The organism is Polynucleobacter sp. UB-Siik-W21 (genome assembly GCF_018687415.1).
Lineage (GTDB): Bacteria > Pseudomonadota > Gammaproteobacteria > Burkholderiales > Burkholderiaceae > Polynucleobacter.
This window is the reverse complement of sequence record NZ_CP061289.1, coordinates 786,697-811,281: the sequence shown is the minus strand read 5'-3', so window position 1 is coordinate 811,281 and position 24,585 is coordinate 786,697. Positions and strand designations below refer to the sequence as shown.

Below are 24,585 nucleotides of genomic sequence, written 5' to 3'. Positions count from 1 at the left end.
TCTTTATTTACGACGCTCTTGGACCAATACCAAGTCAAAACTAAAGCTTGATCCCTGCCCTTCAATACTGTGGATATTGAGCTTACTACCCATCAGCTCCAAAATACGATTGCCAATCGTCAAGCCCAAGCCCGTACCTCCAAAGCGCCGAGAGATTGAACCATCGGCTTGAGCAAATGGCTCGAGTACTTTTTGTTGAGCCTCTTGTGAAATACCAATCCCGCTATCTTTGACGGTAAAGCGCAAGGTTAATGTGGAATTCTCCAGCTTAAGCGTCTGAATCGATAGATCTACTGAACCTTGCTCAGTAAACTTGATTGCGTTACCAACAAGATTATTAACTACAAGACTGAGATTAAAAAAATCACCAATCAATTGTGTTTTAGGTTCTAAGTTGCAAATAAGATTCAATTGTAAGCCCTTAGCCTTGGCACTTTCTAAAAATAAAGCACGCACCCTAGTAAAGAGGTCTTCAATGGTGAATGGCGCAGTATTAATATGCGCCTTATCAGCTTCTAATTTAGAGAAATCCAGAATATCGTTCACAATCTCAAGTAGTAACTTGGCTGAAGATTCAATGCCTTGCAAATACTCTCGAACTACCGGGCTTAAGGGCTCATACAAGGCCAAAGCAGATAAGCCAATAATCCCCGTCATAGGAGTGCGAATCTCATGAGACATATTCATTAAAAACTGGGTTTTGATATTGAGTGCAGACTCAGCATCGGTCTTTGCCTGCACTAGCTCAGTAATTTCCCAATTAGTGCCGACCATCCGCAGGGGTTTATTGTCAGCATCTCTTTCTACAAGTGCTAAACCACGAATAAAGTGGATGCTACCGTCTGGCCAAATCGTTCTAAATTGAGTATTAAATTCACTAGCCCCTTCGAGAGCTTTGGTAATTGCCGACTCTGCACTCTCCCTATCGTCCCGGTGAAGCCTCTCAGCCCAGTCAGCATAGGTACCCGTAAACTGATCCCGAGTAATGCCGTAGAGCTTGAGCATTTGCCCGTCCCAAACCAAGCGATTATTAAAGAAGTCGTAATCCCAAATACCGACACCACCCGCACGAGCAGCTAGCTCTAAGCGATTCTTGGTTTCAAAAATAATTTTTTCAGAAACTTTACGCTCGGTGATATCACGCTGAATAGAAACCCAATGGGTAAACCAACCAGATTCATTGGCAATGGGGAAGATATTGAGCTCTTGCCAAAATTCCTCACCATTTTTTCTGTAATTTAAGATTTCTTCACGAATATGCTTCCACTCACCCAGAGCTTTAAAAATTTTGTTCTTGGTCTCAGGGTCAGATCTTGGCCCTTGAAGCATGCGAGGATTTTTTCCTAACACTTCGTGTGGCGCGTAACCCGTTTCGCGCACAAAAGCTTCATTCACATACACAATGCGCGGCTCTTGATCGTCAGTGGGAATATCCGTAATTACGACAATATCATTCGTATTCGCAATCACGACGCCAGCCAACCTGACAAATTCCTCGCGATCAACAATGGAGAAAGAGGGATCCTCGAGTAACTTCGCCGCTTGATTGCTAATATCGGGGGAATGATTGGAGCTAGTCATAAGGTCGAATTATAGATTTACCCACCGCTTTGGCAATACTTGATTCTAGAGCAGAAATTCTGACGAATGAAATGTATAACTTAAGCAAGCGAATTTTGCAGCGTAGATGAAATAGTATTGAGAAACTCTTTAAATCCGATAGGTTTTTCAATCAGGCCATTAAAACCAGAATCGATGATTGCCTGCTTGTCATCTTGCATCACTGAAGCTGTAAAAGCAACAATCGGGATAGCGGCATAACGAGCATCAGCACGCATCCATTTCAAACAATCAAAACCACTCATACCTGGTAGTTGGATATCCATCAACACCAAATCTGGGCGCTGCTTTTCAAGCTGTGCTTGCAGGTCCTCGCCACACTCAATTTCACTAGTCTCATATCCAGAGGACTGCAAAATATCTTTGGCCAAGGTTAAATTGAGAGGGCTATCATCCACAATCAATACATGCTTCATTCAGAAACTCCCGACTCTACCTTGGGGATGAAGAAGGTAAAGCTTGCACCTTCTCCTAATACAGAGTCCAGCTTGAGCCAACCATTTTGGAGATGAATGAGACGCTTCACGATCGCTAAGCCAAGACCAGTACCTTCCATCTTTCTGGTGTAGTCATTTTCAACCTGCTTAAATTCTTCGAAGATCTTTTTCTGGTCCTTAGGATCAATACCAATACCTGAGTCTTTGACAACAATCTTGATGCCGGCATCAGTAGATTCAGCTCGTACTGTAATGTCGCCACCCTCAGGCGTAAATTTGACAGCATTGGTCAGCAAGTTGAGCAAGATTTGCTTCATCTTGCGCTCATCTGCATAAACAAGATTTTCACCCTCGCTAATGAAGACATTTAGCTTTAACTTGTTCTTCTTTACTCGCTCTGAGACTATAGCCACGCAAGATTGAATCGTTTTATTGAGCGAGAAGATCTCTCGAAACACTTCTACTTCACCGGATTCAATTTTAGATAAGTCGAGAATATCGTTAATTAAATCGAGCAGATGTTTGCCGGAATTAAAAATATTCTTTACATATTCTGACTGCTTAGTATTGAGTTCACCAAAAATCTTTTCTTTCAGAAGTTCTGAGAAACCAATAATAGAATTCAGAGGTGTTCGGAGTTCATGCGACATATTGGCTAAGAATTCAGACTTATGCCGATTGGCACTATCTAATAAAAGATTGCTTTCTTGTAAGCGAATTTGTTTATCCTCGAGCTCTTGAGTACGCTCACGTACTTTGTGATCTAAATCGCGATTCTGCTTCTCAATAATTTCATTGGACTCCCTCAAGGCACTTTCAGCCTTACTAATTTGTAGTAACTCATTATGAATTTGCTCATTGCGATTCAGAATCATTTTGATGAAAATGAATAGCAAGACTAAATTAAGAATAGCAATGAACCAAATTGCAGAAAGTGCTCTCAGCCAAGTCTTCAGAAAAATATTGTCAGCAACTACTGGAGTAACGATGAAGGGGAAATTAGCCACTCGTCTTGGAGCTACGATGCGTGTATCTGAAAGATTGTCCTGAATGGCTCTTGGGGAATTTACTTCTGCAACTACATGATCAATTTTTGGATCCGACAGCAGTTTATAAGTACTACCAGTCAAAATCTTTTTACCGATTAAATCATCCTTGAAAGGGTATGCCGTCATTAAGGAAAAATCATCCCGATACAATGAAACAGAAGCGCCATCGCCTAGATTGCTAATCACCTTTTTGTAAAATTCAGAAAAGTTTTCGGCTGACACGCCAACCTGCAAGGTGCCTAAAAAATCACCGCTAGGGGTTTGCAATCTTTTAGCAAGATAAAACACCCACTTACCAGTGCCTTTATTTTTGACAGGTAGACTGAAGTAAATTTTACCTGCTGGGTTATCTCTTTGCTCCTGAAAATAATCACGCTCAGATAAATTAATCGGAGGGGGCGGATAAGATCTCGAGAAGTTCACTAAACGACCATCATCGAGCGCAATAGACGCTACATCAATTAGGGGATTGGAGCCAATCTTTTCAGAAAGCAGTAAATGAACCGATTTCTGTGCAGCATATTGCTTAAATGTTGCTTCATTGGAAAAGCTACTTTGCGGTAAGGCACTGTAAATACTATTGAGAGCGACTTCTGCAGAAATAAACGTTTGCGCAGCATGCTCAGACAAGGTGAGAGAGATATTATCGGTCTGCTGCTTCCAATCAGATTCAGCATTGAACTTCAGATAAAAACTAGCAGCAATCGCTATTGCAATAACCAATAGGCCTAACGCAACGCCAGAGGCAATAATGACTGAACGATTATTTTTCAATTGGGCGGCTGCAATCAGGGGAAATATTCTCAAGCTCTAGCGCACTAGTTGCCAAAATGGGCTATGAGTTCTTGCTCTACTACCAGCGCAAGATCTTTGAGATGCTCTTGCTCTTTTTCGGAAAAGGTTCTCGGCTCAGTATCAATGATGCAAAGCGTGCCAGCAGCAAGACCACCAGGAAGATAAAGCGGGATACCAGCGTAGAAACGAATAAATGGCTTGCCAACAACCAATGGATTATCTTTAAAACGACTATCCTCTAGTGCGTTAGGAATGAGAAAAATACCCTCACCTAAAATTGCATGACCACAAAAGGAAATATCCCGCGGAGTTTCTGAGGCATCCAAGCCACAGCTAGACTTAAACCACTGCCGATCTTTATCAACCAATGAAACCAGTGCGATAGGCACATTAAATACTGAGCGCGCTAATTTAGTAACTCGGTCAAAACGCTCTTCAGGTTCAGTATCCAAAATTTCAAGCTGACGCAATCCAGCCAGTCTTTCTGACTCATTTTTTGGATTTTCAGGTGTCTGCACCAATTACTCCTAATGAGATAAATTGCAAAAGATGGCTACTGAGAAATTTTGAATGCTTCAATAGACTTATCAATGTCTTTAAACATAATAGATCCACGGGGTTTAGCACCAGAATCTGCATTTAAGCGGGACTGAGTGCGCATATCCAAGAGGATTTCACCAGCCTTGGCTTCGCGACACAAGCGAGAAACGATTTCAGTGACAGCCCCAATCGCGGTATAGTCTTCACGACCCTCAAAACCCATCATACCCAAAGTTGCAAAACCAGTAGCAACACCAACTCCTAGCGATAAGGCTGGGTTATAGCCCTTTTGGCCCCATCGTACTTTGAGGTTAGCAAAAGCGGTTTGAAAGCGTTTAGCGAGATTGATAGCCTGCATCGGAGCGTTATCAACTGGAATGGGATCGTTGAAAAAGATGACGATTTCATCGCAGGAAAAACGCTGTACGGTGCCATTAAATTGACTAATGAGCTTACCTAGGATCTGATGAAACTCACTCAAAATAATCATCACTTCCTCTGGCTCTCTATCCATTACTAAGTTACCAAAGCCACGCAACTCAAAAAAGGCAATAGTAATTTCTTTGCGATGGGGCTGCAGCAGACCCTCTTGCTTGTCAGACACTATTTTGGTAGCGACATCAGTAGGTAAAGATCGCTTCAGCTTATTGAGGCTTTCAATTTCTTGAACTTGTTGTGCAACCTTTTCTTCTAAATCTTGATTCAGTTGCAGCAGTTCTCTATTTTTATCGGCGATCTCTCTTTGTAAGCCAGCGATCCGTAACAATGAATCTACACGGGCTAATAATTCTGCTTGATTGATGGGCTTACTTAAAAAGTCATCGGCACCTGCCTCCAAACCTTTGACTTTCTCTGTTGTGGGATCAAGCGCTGTCAGCATCACCACTGGCAACAATGCAGTTTGTGGTTTGTTACGAATAGCTTGGCACACTTCATATCCGGACATCTCTGGCATCATGACATCGAGTACCACGAGGTCGGGAATGGATTCTTCTATTAACTTGATAGCCTCTGCACCACTAGAGGCTGTTTTGACGGCATAGTCACGACTCTCCAATACAGCCTTTAGTAAATCAATATTTTCAGCGGTATCATCAACAATTAGAATATTGGTAGGTTTCATAGCTTAGTGACTGATTTATATAGGTATTTTAGATGGTGTGAGGGCTCATTTTCTGCGCCAATCTATTATATTATCTTTACATTGCCTTGATGCCGTTTTGAGGCTGCCCTATGCAAGTTACTGGAGATCACATGCAAAAAGTATTTACCATCCGCGCAGAATGGGACAGCGATGCCAGCATTTGGTCGGCCACCTCCGATGATGTGGTGGGATTAGCAACCGAAGCTGATTCAATTGAAGTCCTTTTTAATAAGCTCTCTTCCATGCTTCCAGAATTAATGCTCTTAAATAAACTGACGGATCAAGCTGAAATTGTGTATGAAGTGCTGGCCCGTAAATGTGCTACGGCTTACATTCCAACTGAGGCGTAATCATGGCTAAAGTCATCGGATCCTATCGGGGAAACTCTTTTTCTACAGATTTAGTTGCAATACTCAAAGAGGCTGGCTGCCACTATCATGCGCCAGCTCACAGAGGGAATCACGATATTTGGTTTTCACCAGTAACCAGTGTCTACTTCCCCTTAGATAGCAAAATACTCTCGCACCATACTGCTAATGCGGTTTTGAAGATTGCTGGCCTGCCCGAACAATTTGAGGCCCATCAAGATGAAGATGTTGAAGATAAGACTGAGTAACTAAATCAATAGTTCTTGTGCATCAAAAATTTTGGATGCAAATTATCTAAAAATCGCTAGCAAGGAGGATGCCGCGTTATTCATCTGCGAGATCACCTGAAAATCTAGACTTTGTTGCGTGCTTAAAGCCTGCAAACTAGCTTGCAAGGCAGTCAAATCAATATTCTGAATATCATCCACTGTTTTCTGTGAACTGGTGACCAATTTAGTACTCTTATCTAGTGCGCTATTGAGATCTGTACTAGCAGCCGACAAAGATGCTTGGGTAGAAGAGATTTGTGAAATAAATTGATTGATCAAAGCGATTGCTTTGGGTGCATTAGCTTGCCCAGAAACCATCTGACTGGCAGTCACGGTTGCCATTGGTCCATAGGAGGTTCCCGTTAAGGTCAAAGTACTTCCGGTACTCACTCCAGTAAAACCACCTACGAATGTGCCACTGAAGGCTCCAAGATTTGAGCCTGGCTCTCTACCCGCAGTAATTTTGCTAGCAAATAATGAAGCGACTTCAGAGGGCGTTAAGTTTGTATTAGCAGTCAGCGTCAGACCACCAATTGTTGCACTATCACCCGCATTGAGATCATACAAGGTGACCGTCTGAACGGCACGAACACCTAATACACCATTAGAACCAGCAGCTTGCGTAGTGACATTTGAAGAAGATAAGGCAACTCTAGCAGTCACACTACCATCCACGCTCACCGTGCCCATCGGTCCGAAGTTTTGACCTGTAAGAGTTAGAACTCGTCCTAGTGTTAGGCCACTAATGATTGCTGTGTCACCTTTATTGAGTGCATTCAGACTAATCGTCTGCAGAGCAAGAACTCCTGGTGTGCCGTTAGAACCAGCAGCTTGCGTAGTGACATTTGAAGAAGATAAGGCAACTCTAGCAGTCACACTACCATCCACGCTCACCGTGCCCATCGGTCCGAAGTTTTGACCTGTAAGAGTTAGAACTCGTCCTAGGCTGGAGGCGTTGAATGCTCCCCCAGTAAAGGTGGTGCCATTAAAACTACCTAAGCTTGATGATGGATTATTGGCGTTAGATGTGATCTTGTCTGCAAAAAAGCTAGCAACTTGATCAGGTGTTAGATCTTCATTGGCAGTTAGTGTTAGGCCACTAATGATTGCTGTGTCACCTTTATTGAGTGCATTCAGACTAATCGTCTGCAGAGCAAGAACTCCTGGTGTGCCGTTAGAACCAGCAGCTTGCGTAGTGACATTTGAAGAAGATAAATAGGCGCTAGTGCTCGTAATTGAGCCTGTACTGCCCGTAACATAAATAGAGCCCTGATAACCATTATAGGAACCAGTGATGGATAAGGCGCCATTAGATATGGATCCCGGTACAAAAGAGGCTCCATATGTACCACTGAAATATCCTCCTGTAGGCGAACTAGAATTACTGCTCATTCTTTCAGAGAAATTAGTCGCTACGGTAGTAGCATTGAGAAATGTATTAGCAATAAATGTTAGGTTATCAACCCTAACACTCTCCCCGGGGAACATGTCATGAAATTGAATTTTTTGTCGAGATGGAGATCCTGGTCCACCTGCAATACCATCCGATGTAGTTGTTACGTCAGATGAAGTTAAAGTACTGCCAGAAACTGATATTAGACTTTGCGGTCCAGTGCTGTTAGCGGTAACGTAGAGCAATCCTGAGTTGAGGGCTGATGAGTTGTAAGGAGAGTTAAATGGTGCAGTAAAATTTGTACCATTGAAACTGCCACCAGTACCTGTATCCGTATTGTTCATCTTTAACCAAAATCTACTAGCAAGATCTGCTGCACTAACGTTAGTATTTGCAGTAAATGTAAGACCCCCGATCGTTGCAGTCTGTCCTGCGGATATATCATGCAGCGTGATTCTCTGAATTGCATTTGAGCCCGAACTTGAACCACTTCCCCAATCTGATACAGACACATCTGAGAGTTGAATAGTCGCATTAGCAGTTCGTCCACTAATTCCTAGAGTTCTTATTCCAGCAGAATCACCCTGAAAAGTCAGAATACCGCTACCGTTATTGCTAATGTTAAATCCACCCTGAAAACTACCCGTAAAACTACCAATAGAGGGGAGGCTTCCTGGTGAAGAAAATTGCTCTGCAAAAACAGTTGCAATCTCTGCTGGAGTTAAGTTTGTGTTTGCCGTAAAGCTTAGACCGCCAACAGTAGCCGTATTACCAGCCGCTAGAGGCAAAAAAGAAACGGTGATATTTGCTGTTGAAAACTCTCCGGACGATATAACCGTCTCATTCGATGTGCCCAATGGTGATCTGGCAGATACACTTGAACTAACCGGCACTTGACCCCTTGGTCCAGCAGCCAGACCGCGCAAGGTTATAGTGCCATTGGTAATAACAGGAGCATCAAAACCGCCCAAAAAAGAGCTACTTACATCAAAAGCACCCAAAGCAAAAGATGGGGAATAGGAATTCGAGTTAATCTTGCTTGCAACAATTGTTGCTACCTCTGCTGCCGTCAAATTAGAATTGGCAGTAAATATCAAGCCACCCACATTCACAGTATCACCACTAGCCATACTATTCAAACGGATAGTTTGCTGTGCGAGACTTGATGGCACATCAGTTACCCCAGGGGTGTTGCTGGTGATATTACTAACATTGATGCGGGTCGTCCCACTAGCAATACTGCCGCCGACTAAAATTGATTGTGGTCCTGTACTTGACCCACTAAATACTATCGTGCCGCTACCATCATGAACACCAGTAAAACTTCCTGAAAAACTACCGGTAAAACTTCCATCCATAGGGGGGGTACCGCTGGGATTATTGACCTTATCGGCAAAGATCGCCGCAACTTGCGTCGCACTTAGATCTTTATTAGCGGTAAAGGTTAAGCCACTGATGTTTGCACTATCACCATTAGCTAAGCCATTAAAGCTAATAGTTTGCCGAGCAGAGGTGGGTGCTACATCAGTTACTCCGGGAGTATTACCAGTGATATTACTACTGCTGATTCTAGTTGTTATGCTCGCAATATTGCCGCTAACAGAGATAGACTGTGGTCCAGTGATAGATCCAGTGAAGATCACCGTGCCACTGCCATTATCAGATGCAGTAAAGCTGCCTGTGAAGCTATTTGTAAAAGTACCGTATGCAGAGGTACCACCAGGGGTATTTACTTTTTGAGCAAAAACGGTTGCCACTTGTGCTGCTGTTAAGTCCCTATTGGCAGTAAATGTTAAGCCACCAATGGTTGCACTATCGCCATTAGCTAAGCCATTAAAGCTAATGGTTTGTTGTGCACTTGTAGGATTACTGACAGTAGGTACGCCATCTACTACCGTAGTGGGAGTTAAATTTTGAGAAGCAACTGCAAAAGTAATCGCATTTAGAGCTGTTTGCAAACGGGTGATATCAATGCCCTGAATTAAAGTGGTTTGGTTATTCACACCATCGGTGCCGCTGACTACCGATAAAGTCTGATTACCAGTGAGTAAATTATTGCCGTTCAAACTGGTCGTAGCAGCAATTTGCCCAATTTGTCTATTGAGGCTAGCAAATTGAGTAAACAAATTAGTCTGATCAACTGAGTTAAATAAGCCATTAGATACTTGAGTAGCCAAACTCTGCATTTGCGCCAGAATCGATGAAATTGAACTTAAGCCTGTTTGCGTAATATCGATGATGTTGTTGGCGTTAGTGATATTGCCTTGAACAGCGTCTTGGCTAGTGGCCTGATTAGATAATCTAGCAACCACACTAGCCTGTTGCTTAGATAGTGGCTGCTTGCCATCAGCAATCTGCGTATGCGTCGCTTCAAGACGTGCCTGAACATCATTGACTGCACTTTGCAGGCTTGATGCTAAGGTTGTGATCGAATTATTCATACGAACTAAAAAACACAATAAAATTAATGGCTTAGGTAACTAAGCCATATTAATTAATAACTGTTTTTTTAATGGTTAGAAAAAAGGCACTTAATAGCCTTAATTCCTAAACTCTTTGAGAAATGCTGCTTTGAGAGGGCCTACAGCTGGTTAAAGCCCACTGAATTAGCTTGTCTTATTCAGTTAGGCAGCCAACAGATACTTCTTGTTCTTCTGGTACTTGCCTGCTCTGGAGGGCACATTGCATAGATTGCACTCGTACTCTTCGTGAAGGTCATACACATCAACCACAAACTTGCCTTTACAACATGAACAAGTTTCAGTTTTCAGAAGTTTTTGCTCTACAAAACGAATCAGTGTCCATGCGCGAATCAAACTAATGACTGGCTCATCGCTGATCGGATGGTCATCAGCCTGCTCAATGATGTGATATTGCTCAAGGTAGAGCTGATATGACTTAATCAGAGCCTGAATACCAGTCACACCAGTATTTTCTTTTAAGAAGTTGTAAATATTGAGAAATAAAGAAGAATGAATATTCGGTTGCCAGGTCAAGAACCAATCGGTTGAAAATGGCAACATGCCTTTGGGAGGCGAGATTCCTTTTAATTCTTTATAAAGCTTAGTCAAACGCTCGCGTGATAAGGAGGTGTGTGACTCCAGCAACTGTAGACGCGCACCCAAATTAATTAACTGAATCGCTAATTGCAGCTGCTCAGTTTCACCAACAATGCTTTTGACTTTCATGATCTAAATTCCGCTTTCGTTATGAATATTGCAGAACTTAGGCAATGGCTTCGGCTTTTTGGCCGGCCATCAAAATAGAACTGTGGACGATAGATTGGGATAAACCCTTAGTATTTTTGGTCAGCATACCCAACATAGCAGCATCGTCAAAGCGGAAGCGCATCAGCATCATGTTGGAGCTGGCCAACTTAATCAGTTGAGAATTGCTTAAATCCCCAATTAAATCAGCGATATCCATGCTCACGCCAAGGCGGAAAACAGCCTGCTCCTTGTCTGCTTGAATCATCTGTTGAGCCAGCATTAAATAATTCAGATTCGCTTCACGAATTTCTGTCATAATGCTTTCTTGTGATTTATCAATCAGTTGCATGTTCTATCTCACTTAATTTATGCGATTTAGTACTTTCGCGATGGATGTAGTTTGCCCGACCCATTTTTTTTCTAAATGAGATAAATGCTACAAATTTAGTAAGGAAAATACTTACAAATATGTATAAAATCCATTTTGAGTAGGGATTAATGAGCGGCAATGTCGCGCAGTTGATCTTAGAAAATGGATAAAAGAATGGCTATTCAAATAGCCAGCAGAAGCCCGAGGCATCAAGCTAGAGCAGACATGGAGACTAGATTTTGTATACGCCGCAAAGCATTCAAAACTTAGCTACCAACAAAGATTTGGGTACATTGCTCTACTGCCCTGCTCTGCAGCCTGTATATCAAGATCAGCAGATTTACCGCACTCAATTCACAGCAAATAAAGCGTGAAGTTGTGACTATAAACAACACCACATCTGCTGAGGATTTAAAAAATCACCACCATTTGGTGTTAGCAAGGTCTCAAGTCCTGATTGTTGAGGACAACCTCATCAATCAAACCGTCATAAAGCAATTTTTAATCCGCGCGGGTGCTCGTATTGATATTGCTAGCAATGGCCAAGATGCTTTAGCACTATTAAAGATCAAGCAATACGACGCAGTCTTAATGGATATTCAGATGCCCGTGCTCGATGGCTTGCAAGCATGCAAACAAATTCGAGAGCAAGAACATCTGAAGTCTTTACCCATCATTGGACTCAGTGCAGGGGTATTTGCAGATGAGGTTCAGCAATGCTTTGACCATGGGATGAATGACTTTATTAGCAAACCCATCGACCCAGACAAGCTATATCAAACATTGGTGAGTTGGATTTCGCAATTGAAGGTTTCCGATACTGATTTGCATACTTCCTATCCAAGCATGGCGCCCGATCAAGATCTTGCCGACAGCCCCCTAGGGGAACTGTCTGGATTTAACTTCAAAAAACTAGCCCTCTTCATGGCTGATATCTCTTTGACCCATAAACTTCTAAATCTCTTTGCATTAGATTGTCGCGATTGCAGTGTGGGTCTTCAAAATGAAATTGCCATGAATGATTACCAAGCTGCACAAAGTCGCATTCATGGATTTAAAGGATCTGCAGCCACGATTGGTGCTGAAGCAGTTTTTGCTGCCGCTGAATTTCTGGAGGCAGATTTAAGGCTGGGTCTACTCCAAACAGAGAACTACCACCATTTTTTAGAGATGCTCACGACCACACGGATCAAAGTAAAACAATATCTTGATCAACCTGAAGCGCGCTCAGAGCGCAGTACTGTCAAGCAAGATCTCCAAGATAAGCTACTGCAAGATCGCATCATTCTGCTCACTGAAGATAATGTGATAGCACAAGAGGCTCTCAAAGAATTTTTAGAAATTTTTGGGGCGAGTATTGACGTGGCCAGCAATGGTCAAGATGCTTTGGAGCTACTCAAGACCAAGCAATACGACGCGGTGTTGATGGATATTCACATGCCTGTATTGGATGGCTTGCAAGCATGCAAACTCATTCGACAACAAGAACATCTTCAGCATTTACCAATTATTGGGCTGAGTGCCAGGGTATGCGCTGATACCTCTCAGCAATGCCTTGATCATGGAATGAATGGCTGTATTGCTAAAACAGTGGACCCTCAAGAGCTAGTCAAGCAACTCGCTCTTTGGATGAAATAGCCTGCTATTTATCTAGTCTTAATTTGCCAGCGCTGCACGTGTAGTTCAACTCGCGCACAATCGCTGCACTAATAATTTGATTGCTTGGGTCAATGGCTTTGACATTAATCACCAGCTTATTAGGCATGTTGAGATAAGTGCCAACAATCACCTGGCTAGCGCCAACCTTGGTATTGCCAGTCTGCCCAATCTTACGAGTCAAAGACACAATACCCGTATCACTGATGCGAATATCTTTACCAAACTCAACTTGCACAACCCTCTTGCCTGGTATGCGCGCTAAATAAGTACGCATCATCTCGCTCATCACCAAGACATTCGGTTCTGCTTTGAGAGTATTGACATTCACAAAATCGGCAACGAGCAATACGCCGTATTCATCTGGGCCATTAGGATCAAACTTAGGTAATGCCGTATTCAGTTCGGTTGCCATGCCGGATACCAGCGCAGTCAAATCGGTTGCTTGCAACTTATCTTCAAACGTGAGGCATTGCGCATCACTGCGACTGGTAGTGCCACACGCTGTCAGACCTAAAAGCACGCTCAGCAAAACAACGGCTAGAGGTAAGAAAGTAAAGCGAGAGGCAGGACGAATAGACATATCGATTCAGAATATCAATAAAAGTCGTATTCTACTAGTGGATGCTAGTGGGATTAATTAGTGAGATTTAAGACTGTCATGGTTGGCGGTCTTGGAGGACCATCCAACAAATGCGAGATCAGACGATCAGCAGGCAACTTCACTTGCGCCGTTGAGACCACCGCGCCACTGATCACCTGAATCATTCTGACGTTCAAAATCAAACCTTCAGCAGTATTCACATAAGTACCAGTGATGATGCTGCCAGTTTGCACTGGTGGCTTGAGTTGTTTGACATCCCTACTCAAAGAAAACTCACCACTAGCTTCAATCAGAATATTTTTTCTGAAGGTGATATCTGTGACGGACCAATTTCTTAATTGCATTTCATGCATTAAGTTTTGCGCTAAGAGACGGCCCAACTGAGAAGTCTCATTCAAGGTATTCAGAGCAACAAAATCAGTTACTACCAAAGCGCGGCTTCTCATCTCTGGAGAAAGATTGCGCTCAAGCTGCTCAGCAATAAACATCGAAGCAGTATTGAGTGCCCCAGTTGATGAAGTGCTTGGTACTAAAGAAATGGGCTCATAGCGAAACGGATAAGGTGAAACTGTCTTTTCTTGACCTGGCTGGGTCTGTGCATGAGCAGAAGTGAGGCAAGTTAATGCAGTCAATAGAGTGCAGGCAAAGGTACCACGCCCCATGGCGGAGAGTGTGTTTAATAGTAGTTTCATTGCGCAACCGATCTAGAACTTACGGTCTCAGTTGGCATCATCTTATTGACCTTGGTATCGCTTTCAGGCAGTCGAACGCGATAACTCACCGGAAAATCACTGGACATCCCTGGCTGAATAATCATGACTGAATAGTAAGGCTGTGAGTTGCAATTATCACAATTGACTGCATAGGGCGAGCTCGCAGAAGTGCATCCTGAACAAATCAGAAGACTCGCAATCAATAATGAAAGATAATTTAAACGCAACATATCCTTAGCCCAAAAACTTCGACACTGCTTCATTTGAATACTTCAATACCAACAAACGTTTTGACACCGCACTGCTTAATATGGCGCGCTTGTATGGATTCCTATATTCCCTTTACGGCTCAAAATTGCGATTGATGAGGATTTAGTGAAATGAATTTTCAGAAGTCACCGATTTAATGGCAAAGCATTTTTTATTTAGTAAGGTTCCGCCTGCGCTGATTGCCCTACTCATCCAATGCTGCGCTTTTGTTCTAGCGACTGCCCTTTGCTGGTTTGCGATACAACTAGACTTTCATTTCCCAAGCTTTTTACCTAGCGCCTTTCCCAATCTGGTAGTTCTTTTAATAGCGCAAGGAATAATTGCCTATTTTTTAAGCATTACCTTTCGAATGGCCCATTGGTGGCGGTATATTCACCTGCTTTTTCCCTTGGCTATTTGGGTTGCGCTGGCACTGGATATTCCGACCAGCTATTTTTTAATTGGCTTTCTACTCACCGCAGCCCTTTTTTGGTCGGTTTTTATCACTCAAGTGCCCTTTTACCCCTCCAAGCCCGAGGTTTGGAATGCCGTTTCTGAACTTTTGCCAGGCAAAAAGCTCAGAATTTTGGAAATTGGCAGTGGCCTAGGTAATTTTGCAATTCGTATGGCCCAGTTACGACCAGAATCTTGCGTTGAAGGCATTGAAATAGCCCCTTTACCCTGGATGATGAGCGTTATTCAGTCCAAATTCCTCAGATCACCCACTCGTTTTCGTCTTGGTAACTATGAAAAGGTTGATTTTGCCAACTATGACCTGATTTTTGCCTACCTTTCACCAGCCGCTATGCCCGATTTATGGCAAAAAGCCCTTCTAGAGATGGGTGGTGAAAGCCTCTTACTGAGTCATGAATTCCCCGTGCCCAACATTCATGAATCCCAGAAAATGATCTTTAGCTCAGATCAACGGGAGTGCTACGTCTACAAAATGGGTCAATATCGCCCCGCTTAACGGGAAGACAGGCACCATAATCTTGCTTTATTCAGGCAATTAAATGTCGTAATCACATGTATTCTTCTGTTATTCAGACAAAAAGGGGCTTCTTGTGTTTGTCATCATTGGTTACGTAGTCGTTATTTTCTCAGTCTTCGGCGGATTCATGATGGCCGGCGGTCACCTTGCGGCCCTGCTTCAACCGATCGAGTTATTGATGATTGGAGGTGCTGCATTTGGTGCCTTTTTAGTCGGTAATGACATGAAAACCATTAAAGCAACGGTTGCAGCCCTACCGACTGTGCTTGCTCCGTCTGGTTACAGTAAAGCGCTCTATTTAGATTTGCTAGCCATGATGTTTGAGTTTTTGACCAAGATTCGTAAAGACGGCATGATGGCCATCGAAAAAGATGTAGAAAATCCAGAAAACAGCGCCATCTTCACCAAGTACCCAAAGATTATGAAAGACCATCATTTGATGGACTTTTTATGCGATTACTTACGGATGATGCTCTCCGGCAATATGGAGCCCTTCCAAATTGAAAACCTGATGGATGTGGATATTGAGACTCACCACAATGAAGGTCATGCAGTGTGCCATGCGATCGCAAAGATGGCCGACGGTATGCCAGCGTTTGGTATTGTTGCTGCGGTGATGGGTGTGGTTCACACCATGTCATCCGTAGGTCAAGTATCTAACAATGAACTAGGCGTCATGATTGCACACGCTCTTGTGGGAACCTTCTTAGGTATTTTGCTCTGCTATGGCTTTGTTGGACCACTGGCCACTATCCTGGAACAGAAACTCAATGAATCTACCAAGATGCTCCAAACTGCTAAGACGATTTTGCTAGCGAGCTTAAATGGTTACGCACCAACAATTGCCGTAGAGTTTGGACGTAAGGTATTAAATTCGACTGAGCGACCTGAATTTATTGAACTCGAAGAGTACATTAAAGGCGCCAAAACGCGTTAATGCATGGCTACGAAAGAAGATAAGCCTCTCATTGTTGTAAAACGTATTAAAAAAGTTGCTGGTGGACATCACGGAGGAGCATGGAAGATTGCTTATGCAGACTTCGTGACGGCCATGATGGCCTTCTTCTTGCTGATGTGGCTATTAGCCTCAGTCTCTAAGGAAGATTTAAAGGGTATCTCTGAATACTTCAAGATGCCAATTGAAAAAATTGTTTCCACTGGCCCTAGCACTACAGGAGCAAGCGGCATTTTTGTTGGCGGCGGTAAAGATCTCACGCGTAAGGATGGTGAAGTTTCTAAAGCGGATGACAACAGCGATAAATCTCCGCAAAAAATGCTGGATGAAGAAGGCCTTAAGCAACTGAAGACCAAAGTTGAATCTGTCATTCAAGATAATCCTCAACTTAAAAGCTATAAACAACAAGTATTAATTGACATTACTGAAGATGGTTTGCGAATTCAGATTGTAGATAACCTCAAAAGACCGATGTTTGCCTTATCTGATGATGAGCTTCAGTCTTATGCACGCGATATTATGAAGGCCATTGGCAAGTCATTGAATGGTGTTGAAAATAAACTCACCCTATCTGGCCATACCGATGCACACCCTTTCCCTAATAAAGAAAAGTCTTATAGCAACTGGGAATTATCTGCAGACCGCGCCAATGCTGCGAGACGAGAGTTAGTGAATGGCGGCATGGATGAAACCAAACTATTGCAGGTTATCGGTCTATCTTCTGCCGTTTTATACGACAAGGCAGACCCATTAAACCCCATTAATCGCCGCATCTCGATTATTGTGATGAACAAAAAAGCTCAAGAACGCATTGAGAAAAATATGTCTATTGAGGCAGGTAATGCCGAATCAGTTCAAAAAGGCATTCAAGCAGGGGCTCCTGATGCAAAGGCAGCCGCAGTTAAGGCAACAGACACTAAGCCTGATGTTAAGCCCGCCGCTAAGCCGTAATGCTGAGCCCTAATCAGTGATACCTATCGCCTCTACTCTATACACTATTAAAAGCATTTACCCTTTCGCCTATTTGTAATAATGTAGATCATGATGACACTAAAGACCGGCTTTCCTAAGCTTCCTTACTTGCCAGTCAAAGTTGGCTTAATCGGCATGTTATTGACCGCGCTCTTGATGGCGGGTCTGCTTTTGCTCAATACCCAAAGCTGGGCACCGGAGTTCAAAATCTCTGGTAAGTCTGCAAGCTCTACTTCCGCTAAAAACACAACTCCTGACTCACCAAAAGATGAGGCTCCGGCACCTGTCGATTTAAATAAGCTCAAAGAGTTAATTGCACAAAATCGCATCTTTTTAAATACTGCTTATGCAGAAAAAAAAGCACCTGATCCTGTCTCAGAAGAAGTGCGCAATTTAGCGGACCGTGTTACTCAAGATCTCGCAGATATGAATGCTATTTGGCAATCTTATTTAGCGAGTCCTTTAAGCGCTGAAGAAAAAACATTAGCAACACAATTTACAAGCGATTTTGACAAACTGGTTAACCAATCGATCAAGCCGACTGTGGACCTTTTGCAAGTGAACTACTTATCGCAAGCCAGCGCCCTGCTCGCCCGCACCCAAGGCATGCAAACACAAGTGATGGCTGATGTAGATGCGCTCATCAAAGCCCAAGCGAGTACAAAACTCATTGCCTTACAAAAGAAAAGTGTGACAGAAGTTGCGCCTGCAGCACCTTCAGTTCCAGTAGTTGAAATAACAAATACGTCAAGTGAAGCCTCTTCAGTTAAGTCAAATGTGCCATCCTCTGTTAATGGCATGCCTACTGATAAGCTGATGATCATTACTGTTGGCATGCTGATCATGCTTGGCTTGGCACTCCTAATCTCAAGAACTCTGAAACACAGCTTAGGCGCTAGTCCTGAAGAATTAACTAAGGCTGCAGGCTATATCGCTAGTGGTCAATTGGATTACCGCATTACATTGAGCGCAGGTGACCATAGCAGTGCGATGGCAGCCATTAAAGCGATTCAAGGCGAGTGGAAGCAGTTCATGCTCGATACCAGCATTTTGAATGCCGCCATGCAAGATGGAAAGTTATTAGGCCGCCGAGATGCTGATCAGCATCGTGGTGCTTTTTATGAATTCGCGCAAGAACTCAATACGACTATTGACCTGGCAATGCAAAAGGGTCAAGTCTCTGAGTCTGCGCAACGTAGTGTGCAACAAGCTCTCCAAAAAGCCTTAACACAAGCTCAAGCTATTCCCGTAGCGCTACAAAATCATGATTTGAGTAAACGTCTTGCGGTTGATAGCGAACTGGAAGAAGTTAATTTACTCAATAAAACCATGAATCAACTCCTAGATAAGATGGAAGAGCTCAGTAGCTTTGCTAAAGGTCAAGGGGTTGAGATTCAAAAGTTGGCTAAAGAGTTAACGCTTTACCATACAAGCCTCATCAAGGGCGCCGAAGAGCAAGCTCAGGTCTTGCAAAGCTCTAATCTCAAGATGCAAAGCTTGGGTGATAGCACAAAACAAAACGCTGAAAACGCCAAACAGGCTCGTCTCATGGCAGTTTCTACCTCTGAGATGGCGAATACCCTCACTGCTGAAGTAGCTCAGTCAGGAATTCCTGCTGAAAAAATGGATAGTATTAATAAGGTGGTCGAGCGTATTGCTAGCTCCACACAATATGTCGCCGATATGAGCGCCAACATCACTACCGCCTCTTTAGATCAGAGCTTGAACCTCTATGAAGTGAACAGCGCCGTATCTCAGGTCGAAAAAATTGCCCAGAAAAATGTAGAAACCATGAAAGATACGGTCCATAGTGGCGAGGCGCTCTTGCAACACGCCAACACCCTAGCCCAAACTTTTGGTCAATTAACGGTTTCAGAGCCTCAAAATGCCCCTTTGAATGTCGTTTTGCCTGATACATCAAAGAGTCCAGAAGCTGAGAATCCCCCAACAAACCCAGCTGAAAAAGACCCTGACTGGAAGCTGTTTTAAGCTCAAATTTGGGTAAGTTTTTTACCCAAAAATCTGACTAAAACCGGTGTTTTTAGCTATCTATTGCTAATAATCCCAGTTTTAGAAGCTTGAATTAAGGGGGGTTCACCCTCCTTTTCCAGCAATTCATTTACACCCCGCTCGCTGAAAATCATTTATCAGCAAATTAATCCTTTTTAAGGTGTAGCGGTGGCAGAAGAAAGCGATTTAGAAAAATCAGAACAGGCCTCGTCGACGCGACTAGAAAAAGCGTACGAAGAGGGTGACGTTCCTCGCTCAAGGGAATTGGCGACTTGCGTCTTGCTGTTTACTGCCGGACTATCTATCTGGGGCTTAGGATCTCACCTAAATGCTTCCCTCAAAGATCTCTTAAGCAATGGCTTAACCTTTGATAGCAGACTAGCGTTTAACACTGAAGCAGGTCTTGGGCGCTTATCTGATCAAATCATCGACTTATTGATTGCCTTTGCTCCATTAGGCTTTGCTTTAACCATTGCCGCTTTAGCAGCGCCAGTATTGGTGGGCGGCTGGAACTTCAGTACCAACTTATTAGTTCCTAACTTTGAAAGACTGGATCCCATCAAAGGTATGGGCAATCTCTTTTCTAAAAATTCTTTAGTAGAACTGTTTAAATCCATCGCCAAGGCAACGCTCATTGGCATAGTGGCCTATTACGTTATTGCTGCTGATTTTGCAGAGCTGATCACCCTCTCACTCATTCCAGTAGAGGTCGGTTTAGCAAAGACCGGTTTATTTCTGGTGCAGTCATTTATTTTTATTGTGGGTGCCTTGGTAGCCATTGCTTTGGTTGACGTGCCGTATCAGTTGTATAGCTACGCTGAAAAACACAAGATGAGCCGTCAAGAATTAAAACAAGAATCTAAAGAAGGTAACGGCAACCCCGAAATCAAAGCCAAGATTCGTCAACAACAAAGAGAGATGTCACGCCGCCGCATGATGTCAAATGTGCAAAAAGCAGATGTGATTATCACCAACCCTACGCACTACTCGGTTGCTATTCAATACAAAGAAGGTGATATGCGAGCACCAATGCTGTTAGCAAAGGGTACCGACACCTTAGCGCTACGCATTCGGGAGATTGCCAAAGAACATGAAATTTTGATCCTGGAATCACCTAAGCTTGCGCGTGCGATTTACGCTAATACGGAGCTTGATGCAGAAATTCCAGAATCTTTATACCTCGCGGTTGCTGAGATTTTGGCCTTTGTATTCCAGGTCAAGAACTTCAATGGTCGCAGCGGTGCTTACCCAACTCAACCGCACAACATTGTTGTGCCCGATGAATTAGATCCTTTATCTAGCAGTAAGCAACTTGAGCTTGCATCATGAACTTCACACAATTTTTAGACTCTCTTAAAAGTCTCAACAGCAAGACGGTTGCGGGTCCTATCATCATTGTGCTGTTGCTAGCCATGATGATTTTGCCGATACCGGCAATTGGCTTAGATCTTTTATTCACCTTCAACATTGCCTTGTCTATTTTGGTATTGATGATTGGCCTACAAACTTCCAAGCCTTTGGATTTTTTAGCCTTTCCAACAGTACTCTTAGTCACCACCATGTTACGCCTGAGCTTGAACGTGGCTTCTACCCGCTTAGTATTAACGGAAGGTCATACCGGTCCTGCAGCGGCTGGTAAGGTAATCGAAGCTTTCGGACACTTCCTGATTGGCGGTAATTACGCTGTCGGTATCGTGGTCTTCATTATTTTGACCATCATTAACTTTACGGTGGTTACCAAAGGTGCTGGTCGTATTGCTGAAGTGGGTGCTCGTTTTACTTTAGATGCAATGCCAGGTAAGCAAATGGCGATTGATGCTGATCTCAATGCAGGCTTAATTGGCCAAGATGAAGCCCGCAGTCGCCGCGCTGAAATTGGTCAAGAAGCAGAGTTTTATGGTGCTATGGATGGTGCCTCTAAATATGTGCGTGGTGATGCGATTGCGGGCATCCTCGTCATCGTCATTAATATTTTGGGCGGCCTGATTGTCGGCATGCTCCAGCATGATTTGAGCTTTAGTGATGCGGTAAAAAATTACACTCTGCTAGCCATTGGTGATGGCTTAGTCGCGCAAATTCCATCACTCATTATTTCTGTTGCTGCTGGTATCGTGGTATCGCGCGTAGCCAATAATCAAGATATTGGTACACAGTTGACCAAGCAACTCTTTACTAATCCCAAGGTTCTCAATATCACCGCCATCATTATTGGCGGCATGGGTCTCATTCCTGGCATGCCCAATTTGGCATTCCTATTGCTTGCAGCCACCCTTGGCGGTATTGCTTACTCATTGAAGAGTCAAACCAAAAAACTGCTGGAGTCAGAGACAAAAGCCAGCGAAGAAGTGGCGCAAGAGTCTATCGATGCGACTTGGGATGATGTCATGCCAGTTGATGCTTTGGGTCTTGAAGTCGGCTTTCGCTTAGTGCCGCTAGTCGATGCACGCCATGGTGGCGATTTAATTAAGCGGATCAAGGCCTTGCGTAAAAAGTTTGCTCAAGATGTGGGTTTCTTAACCCCGCCTGTGCATATTTGTGACAACCTAGATCTCAAGCCTTCCGCCTATGTCATCAAACTCAAGGGCGTTGAAATTGCTAAAGGCGAATCTCACTACGGTCAGTTCTTGGCGATCAACCCTGGCAATGTCACCGGTGAATTACCTGGTCCCGTCACTTCAGACCCTGCTTTCGACTTACCAGCTACTTGGATTGATCACTCACTGCGTGAAGAGGCGCAAAGTAAAGGCTATACCGTTGTAGACGCCAGCACCGTAATTGCTACTCACCTAAATCATGTGGTGGGCATGCATGCTTCAGAGCTATTAGGTCATCAAGAGGTTCAACAATTAGTGACCTTACTCGGCAAAGAGTCGCCAAAATTGGTTGAAGACCTGATTCCAAAATTACTCACCATCTCAGTAGTGCAAAAAGTACTGCAAAACCTCTTGGCTGAAGGTGTCACGATCCGCGATATGCGCACCATTATGGAAACGCTGATTGAATACGCACCCCACACTCAAGATCCCGCTGATCTGACTGCCAAAGTCAGAGTGAAATTGGGTCGCGCGATTACGCAGCAACTCTTCCCTAACAGTAATGAGATGTCAGTGATTTCATTAGAGAACAATCTTGAGCGTTTATTGATGCAAGCAGTCACGGGTTCTGGTGACAATAGCTCGATTGAGCCAGGTATTGCCAAAACCCTTGCCAATGAGGCGAATGAAGCTGCCAAAGAGCAAGAGAGAAACGGACATTCTCCGGTATTACTCGTTGCTTCACCCTTACGCGCTACCTTAGCCAAATTTTTGAAGAGAGTCACGCCTAACTTACGTGTGCTGTCTCATGAAGAATTACCTGATTCTAAAACTATCCGTGTTGCCAACTTAATTGGAGGTTCAGTATGACCATGAAAAAATTTCTAGCCAAAACGACTCGTCAGGCTTTGATGCAAGTCAAAGAAGAGCTTGGTGAAGACGCTACCATTATTTCTAATCGTTCAATTAACGGCTGGACCGAAATTTTGGCACGCAGTGAATCGATCACCCTTCCAGGCTCCAAGCTACTCGACAGCGTCAGTAGCGCTAAGGAAAAGGCAGAAAAAGCCTTGCAAGCTAAAAAGGTACAAGAGACGGTCGATTTACTTAATGGTAGATCTAGCTCTAAGGTGACCGCCACTCCTGTGGAGTTGACTCCTTCTCATATGGAAGTCATGGTGCCTAAAGAGCAGCCTGTAGAGATCATCAACCATCCACAAATTCAAGGGATGCTCAAGGAGATGCGCGAGATGCGCAACCAGTTTCAGGCACAGTTAGAAACCCTCTCTAATAGCACCCTCGAGTTCAGCCCGAATAAGCGTGATTTGATGAGCCAATTTTTATCTGCTGGCTTTAATTTAGATTTAGCTAAGCGCGTTATTAGCAAATTACCGTCCGATTTTTCAGCTAAAGAAGCTAAACCTTGGGCAATGAACTTACTCGCCAAGAATATGCAAGTTCTAGAAAATGAAGCAGAGATCATGAATCAACATGGTATCTATGCTTTGCTTGGGCCTACTGGCGTTGGTAAGACTACGACGATCGCCAAAATTGCTTCACGCTTTGTCCTCAAACATGGCAACCAAGACATTGCCTTAGTGAGCACGGACACCTACCGCATTGGCGGCCATGAGCAATTACGTATTTATGGCAAGATTTTAGGTGTTGAAGTGTTTGCTGCTAAAGATGCCCAAGAATTACAACAAACTTTAGAGAAGTTGCAAGACAAAAAACTTGTTCTGATCGATATGGCCGGTTTGAGCCAAAAAGATAAGATGGTCAGCAGCCAACTCGATATGCTCTGCGAGGCATCACGCGATATCAAAAAAATCATTTGCTTAAATGCCAGCGGTACCTTAGATACCCTCAATAATGTCAGCAAGGCTTTTGCTGGCAGAGGTTTAGATGGCTGCATCATCACTAAGGCAGATGAGGCCATTGGTTTGGGAAGCGTGATCAATGTCATCTTGCAAAACAAGCTAAAAGTACTCTATCTCACTAATGGTCAGCGCGTTCCAGAAGACATTGCTCTGGTAGATAAAATCGCTTTGATTGAAGAAGCCTTCAAACAAGAAGACTCTAGCGATCACCTCTCGATTGTCAGACCAGAAGACTTGCCCGCTTTTTTCAGCAAATCTAGCGTAATGACATTAGGGCAAGCACAATATGCTTAATCCACGCGATCAAGCAGAGGGCCTCAGACGAATTTTGATGCCCACCAAGGCTTGTGCTATCAAAAGCTTGGGTGCGAGGCTAGCTCAAGGTAAAGGTTACCTATTGCCCGATTTGGTCAAGGAAATCGATAGGAGCAATATCCACTTTATCGATATGAGTCTGGATCACACCCAAGAGCTGCCCCTAGCCCTCTTGAACCAGCATGAAATCGTACTCAAGTTGGCGCAAAGCTCAGAGTCTATTAAGCGTGCCTTTGGGATCATCAAATTATTGGCGAAAAGCCCTGAAAACCGGGTCTTTGGGATCATCGTGAGCGCCCAAAATCCTGAGACTGCGAAGACCGTCTTTCGTAACCTCAAGCATGCCAGCCGGGCTTTTTCACAGATTCAACTGGAAATCATGGGTTTTAGTACACTTAGCAACAGTTGGGTAAGCCCAGTCGTCATGGACTCATCCCCTGTAGTGACACGCATGATTACTAGAGACCCTATTTTTACTACCCAATTTGGTATAGCCCCTACTCAATAAGATC

The 24,585-nt window shown here is 43.6% G+C and carries 22 protein-coding genes; 11 read left to right on the top strand and 11 right to left on the bottom strand.

Features of this window, described 5'->3' with window-relative positions:
* Window positions 1-3: 3 nt before the first annotated feature.
* The 5 genes from C2756_RS04180 to C2756_RS04160 all read right to left on the bottom strand — a co-directional run bounded on the left by C2756_RS04180 (window position 4) and on the right by C2756_RS04160 (window position 5,564).
* A complete protein-coding gene (locus tag C2756_RS04180) occupies window positions 4-1,581 on the bottom strand; it encodes a PAS domain-containing protein (RefSeq protein WP_215320252.1) in 1,578 nt (525 codons plus the stop codon).
* 80 nt (window positions 1,582-1,661) lie between these two features.
* A complete protein-coding gene (locus C2756_RS04175) occupies window positions 1,662-2,036 on the bottom strand; it encodes a response regulator (RefSeq protein ID WP_215320249.1) in 375 nt (124 codons plus the stop codon).
* Window positions 2,033-3,913 carry an ATP-binding protein gene (locus tag C2756_RS04170; RefSeq protein ID WP_215320247.1) on the bottom strand — a complete coding sequence of 627 codons (1,881 nt, stop codon included), beginning with the start codon at window positions 3,911-3,913 and terminating at the stop codon, window positions 2,033-2,035. The genes C2756_RS04175 and C2756_RS04170 overlap by 4 nt, the downstream gene beginning before the upstream one ends.
* Window positions 3,914-3,924: 11 nt before the next feature.
* Window positions 3,925-4,419 (bottom strand): GAF domain-containing protein, encoded by a 495-nt coding sequence (locus tag C2756_RS04165; RefSeq protein WP_215320245.1) that lies wholly within the window; start codon window positions 4,417-4,419, stop codon window positions 3,925-3,927.
* Window positions 4,420-4,454: 35 nt separating this feature from the next.
* Window positions 4,455-5,564, bottom strand: a complete 1,110-nt coding sequence (locus C2756_RS04160) for a response regulator (protein WP_215320242.1) — start codon at window positions 5,562-5,564, stop codon at window positions 4,455-4,457.
* A 131-nt stretch (window positions 5,565-5,695) separates the two neighbouring features.
* Between C2756_RS04160 and C2756_RS04155 the strand changes: the two genes are divergently transcribed.
* A complete protein-coding gene (locus tag C2756_RS04155; protein ID WP_215296787.1) occupies window positions 5,696-5,935 on the top strand; it encodes a DUF1902 domain-containing protein in 240 nt (79 codons plus the stop codon).
* A 2-nt stretch (window positions 5,936-5,937) separates the two neighbouring features.
* Window positions 5,938-6,201: a hypothetical protein gene (locus tag C2756_RS04150; protein WP_215296786.1), complete on the top strand. Its 264-nt coding sequence runs from the start codon at window positions 5,938-5,940 to the stop codon at window positions 6,199-6,201.
* A gap of 42 nt (window positions 6,202-6,243) precedes the next feature.
* On the opposite strand, the gene C2756_RS04145 is transcribed toward C2756_RS04150, so the two are convergent.
* The 3 genes from C2756_RS04145 to flhD all read right to left on the bottom strand — a co-directional run bounded on the left by C2756_RS04145 (window position 6,244) and on the right by flhD (window position 11,173).
* On the bottom strand, window positions 6,244-10,056 hold the full coding sequence (locus C2756_RS04145; RefSeq protein WP_215320240.1) for a hypothetical protein: 3,813 nt from the start codon (window positions 10,054-10,056) through the stop codon (window positions 6,244-6,246).
* A 183-nt stretch (window positions 10,057-10,239) separates the two neighbouring features.
* Window positions 10,240-10,803, bottom strand: coding sequence for a flagellar transcriptional regulator FlhC (gene flhC, locus C2756_RS04140; RefSeq protein WP_088525986.1), 564 nt, complete (start codon window positions 10,801-10,803; stop codon window positions 10,240-10,242).
* Between the two features lie 37 nt (window positions 10,804-10,840).
* On the bottom strand, window positions 10,841-11,173 hold the full coding sequence (gene flhD / locus C2756_RS04135; protein WP_088525987.1) for a flagellar transcriptional regulator FlhD: 333 nt from the start codon (window positions 11,171-11,173) through the stop codon (window positions 10,841-10,843).
* Window positions 11,174-11,572: 399 nt separating this feature from the next.
* Here flhD and C2756_RS04130 point away from each other — a divergent pair, with 399 nt between their 5' ends.
* Window positions 11,573-12,832: a response regulator gene (locus C2756_RS04130; RefSeq protein ID WP_215320238.1), complete on the top strand. Its 1,260-nt coding sequence runs from the start codon at window positions 11,573-11,575 to the stop codon at window positions 12,830-12,832.
* 4 nt (window positions 12,833-12,836) lie between these two features.
* Here C2756_RS04130 and C2756_RS04125 read toward each other — a convergent pair whose 3' ends face one another.
* The 3 genes from C2756_RS04125 to C2756_RS04115 are packed head-to-tail and all read right to left on the bottom strand — an operon-like array spanning window position 12,837 to window position 14,397.
* Entirely contained in the window at window positions 12,837-13,433 is a 597-nt protein-coding gene (locus C2756_RS04125) for a FlgO family outer membrane protein (RefSeq protein WP_215320236.1), read from the bottom strand.
* A 53-nt stretch (window positions 13,434-13,486) separates the two neighbouring features.
* Window positions 13,487-14,146, bottom strand: a complete 660-nt coding sequence (locus C2756_RS04120; protein WP_215320234.1) for a FlgO family outer membrane protein — start codon at window positions 14,144-14,146, stop codon at window positions 13,487-13,489.
* Complete coding sequence (locus C2756_RS04115; protein ID WP_215320232.1) at window positions 14,143-14,397, bottom strand: hypothetical protein; 255 nt, start codon at window positions 14,395-14,397, stop codon at window positions 14,143-14,145. The genes C2756_RS04120 and C2756_RS04115 overlap by 4 nt, the downstream gene beginning before the upstream one ends.
* A gap of 176 nt (window positions 14,398-14,573) precedes the next feature.
* Between C2756_RS04115 and C2756_RS04110 the strand changes: the two genes are divergently transcribed.
* The 8 genes from C2756_RS04110 (at window position 14,574) to C2756_RS04075 (ending at window position 24,581) form a co-directional block, all read left to right on the top strand.
* Entirely contained in the window at window positions 14,574-15,386 is an 813-nt protein-coding gene (locus tag C2756_RS04110; protein ID WP_215320230.1) for a bifunctional 2-polyprenyl-6-hydroxyphenol methylase/3-demethylubiquinol 3-O-methyltransferase UbiG, read from the top strand.
* A 94-nt stretch (window positions 15,387-15,480) separates the two neighbouring features.
* Entirely contained in the window at window positions 15,481-16,344 is an 864-nt protein-coding gene (motA, locus tag C2756_RS04105) for a flagellar motor stator protein MotA (protein ID WP_215296778.1), read from the top strand.
* Between the two features lie 3 nt (window positions 16,345-16,347).
* Window positions 16,348-17,313 carry a flagellar motor protein MotB gene (gene motB, locus C2756_RS04100; protein ID WP_215320228.1) on the top strand — a complete coding sequence of 322 codons (966 nt, stop codon included), beginning with the start codon at window positions 16,348-16,350 and terminating at the stop codon, window positions 17,311-17,313.
* Window positions 17,314-17,403: 90 nt separating this feature from the next.
* Window positions 17,404-19,323 carry a methyl-accepting chemotaxis protein gene (locus tag C2756_RS04095; RefSeq protein ID WP_215320226.1) on the top strand — a complete coding sequence of 640 codons (1,920 nt, stop codon included), beginning with the start codon at window positions 17,404-17,406 and terminating at the stop codon, window positions 19,321-19,323.
* Between the two features lie 189 nt (window positions 19,324-19,512).
* Window positions 19,513-20,673, top strand: a complete 1,161-nt coding sequence (gene flhB, locus C2756_RS04090; protein ID WP_215296772.1) for a flagellar biosynthesis protein FlhB — start codon at window positions 19,513-19,515, stop codon at window positions 20,671-20,673.
* Window positions 20,670-22,748: a flagellar biosynthesis protein FlhA gene (flhA, locus tag C2756_RS04085; RefSeq protein ID WP_088525998.1), complete on the top strand. Its 2,079-nt coding sequence runs from the start codon at window positions 20,670-20,672 to the stop codon at window positions 22,746-22,748. The genes flhB and flhA overlap by 4 nt, the downstream gene beginning before the upstream one ends.
* Window positions 22,745-24,052, top strand: a complete 1,308-nt coding sequence (gene flhF, locus C2756_RS04080; protein WP_215320224.1) for a flagellar biosynthesis protein FlhF — start codon at window positions 22,745-22,747, stop codon at window positions 24,050-24,052. Before flhA ends, flhF begins: the two co-directional genes overlap by 4 nt.
* Window positions 24,045-24,581, top strand: coding sequence for a hypothetical protein (locus tag C2756_RS04075; RefSeq protein WP_215320222.1), 537 nt, complete (start codon window positions 24,045-24,047; stop codon window positions 24,579-24,581). The genes flhF and C2756_RS04075 overlap by 8 nt, the downstream gene beginning before the upstream one ends.
* Window positions 24,582-24,585 lie beyond the last annotated feature (4 nt).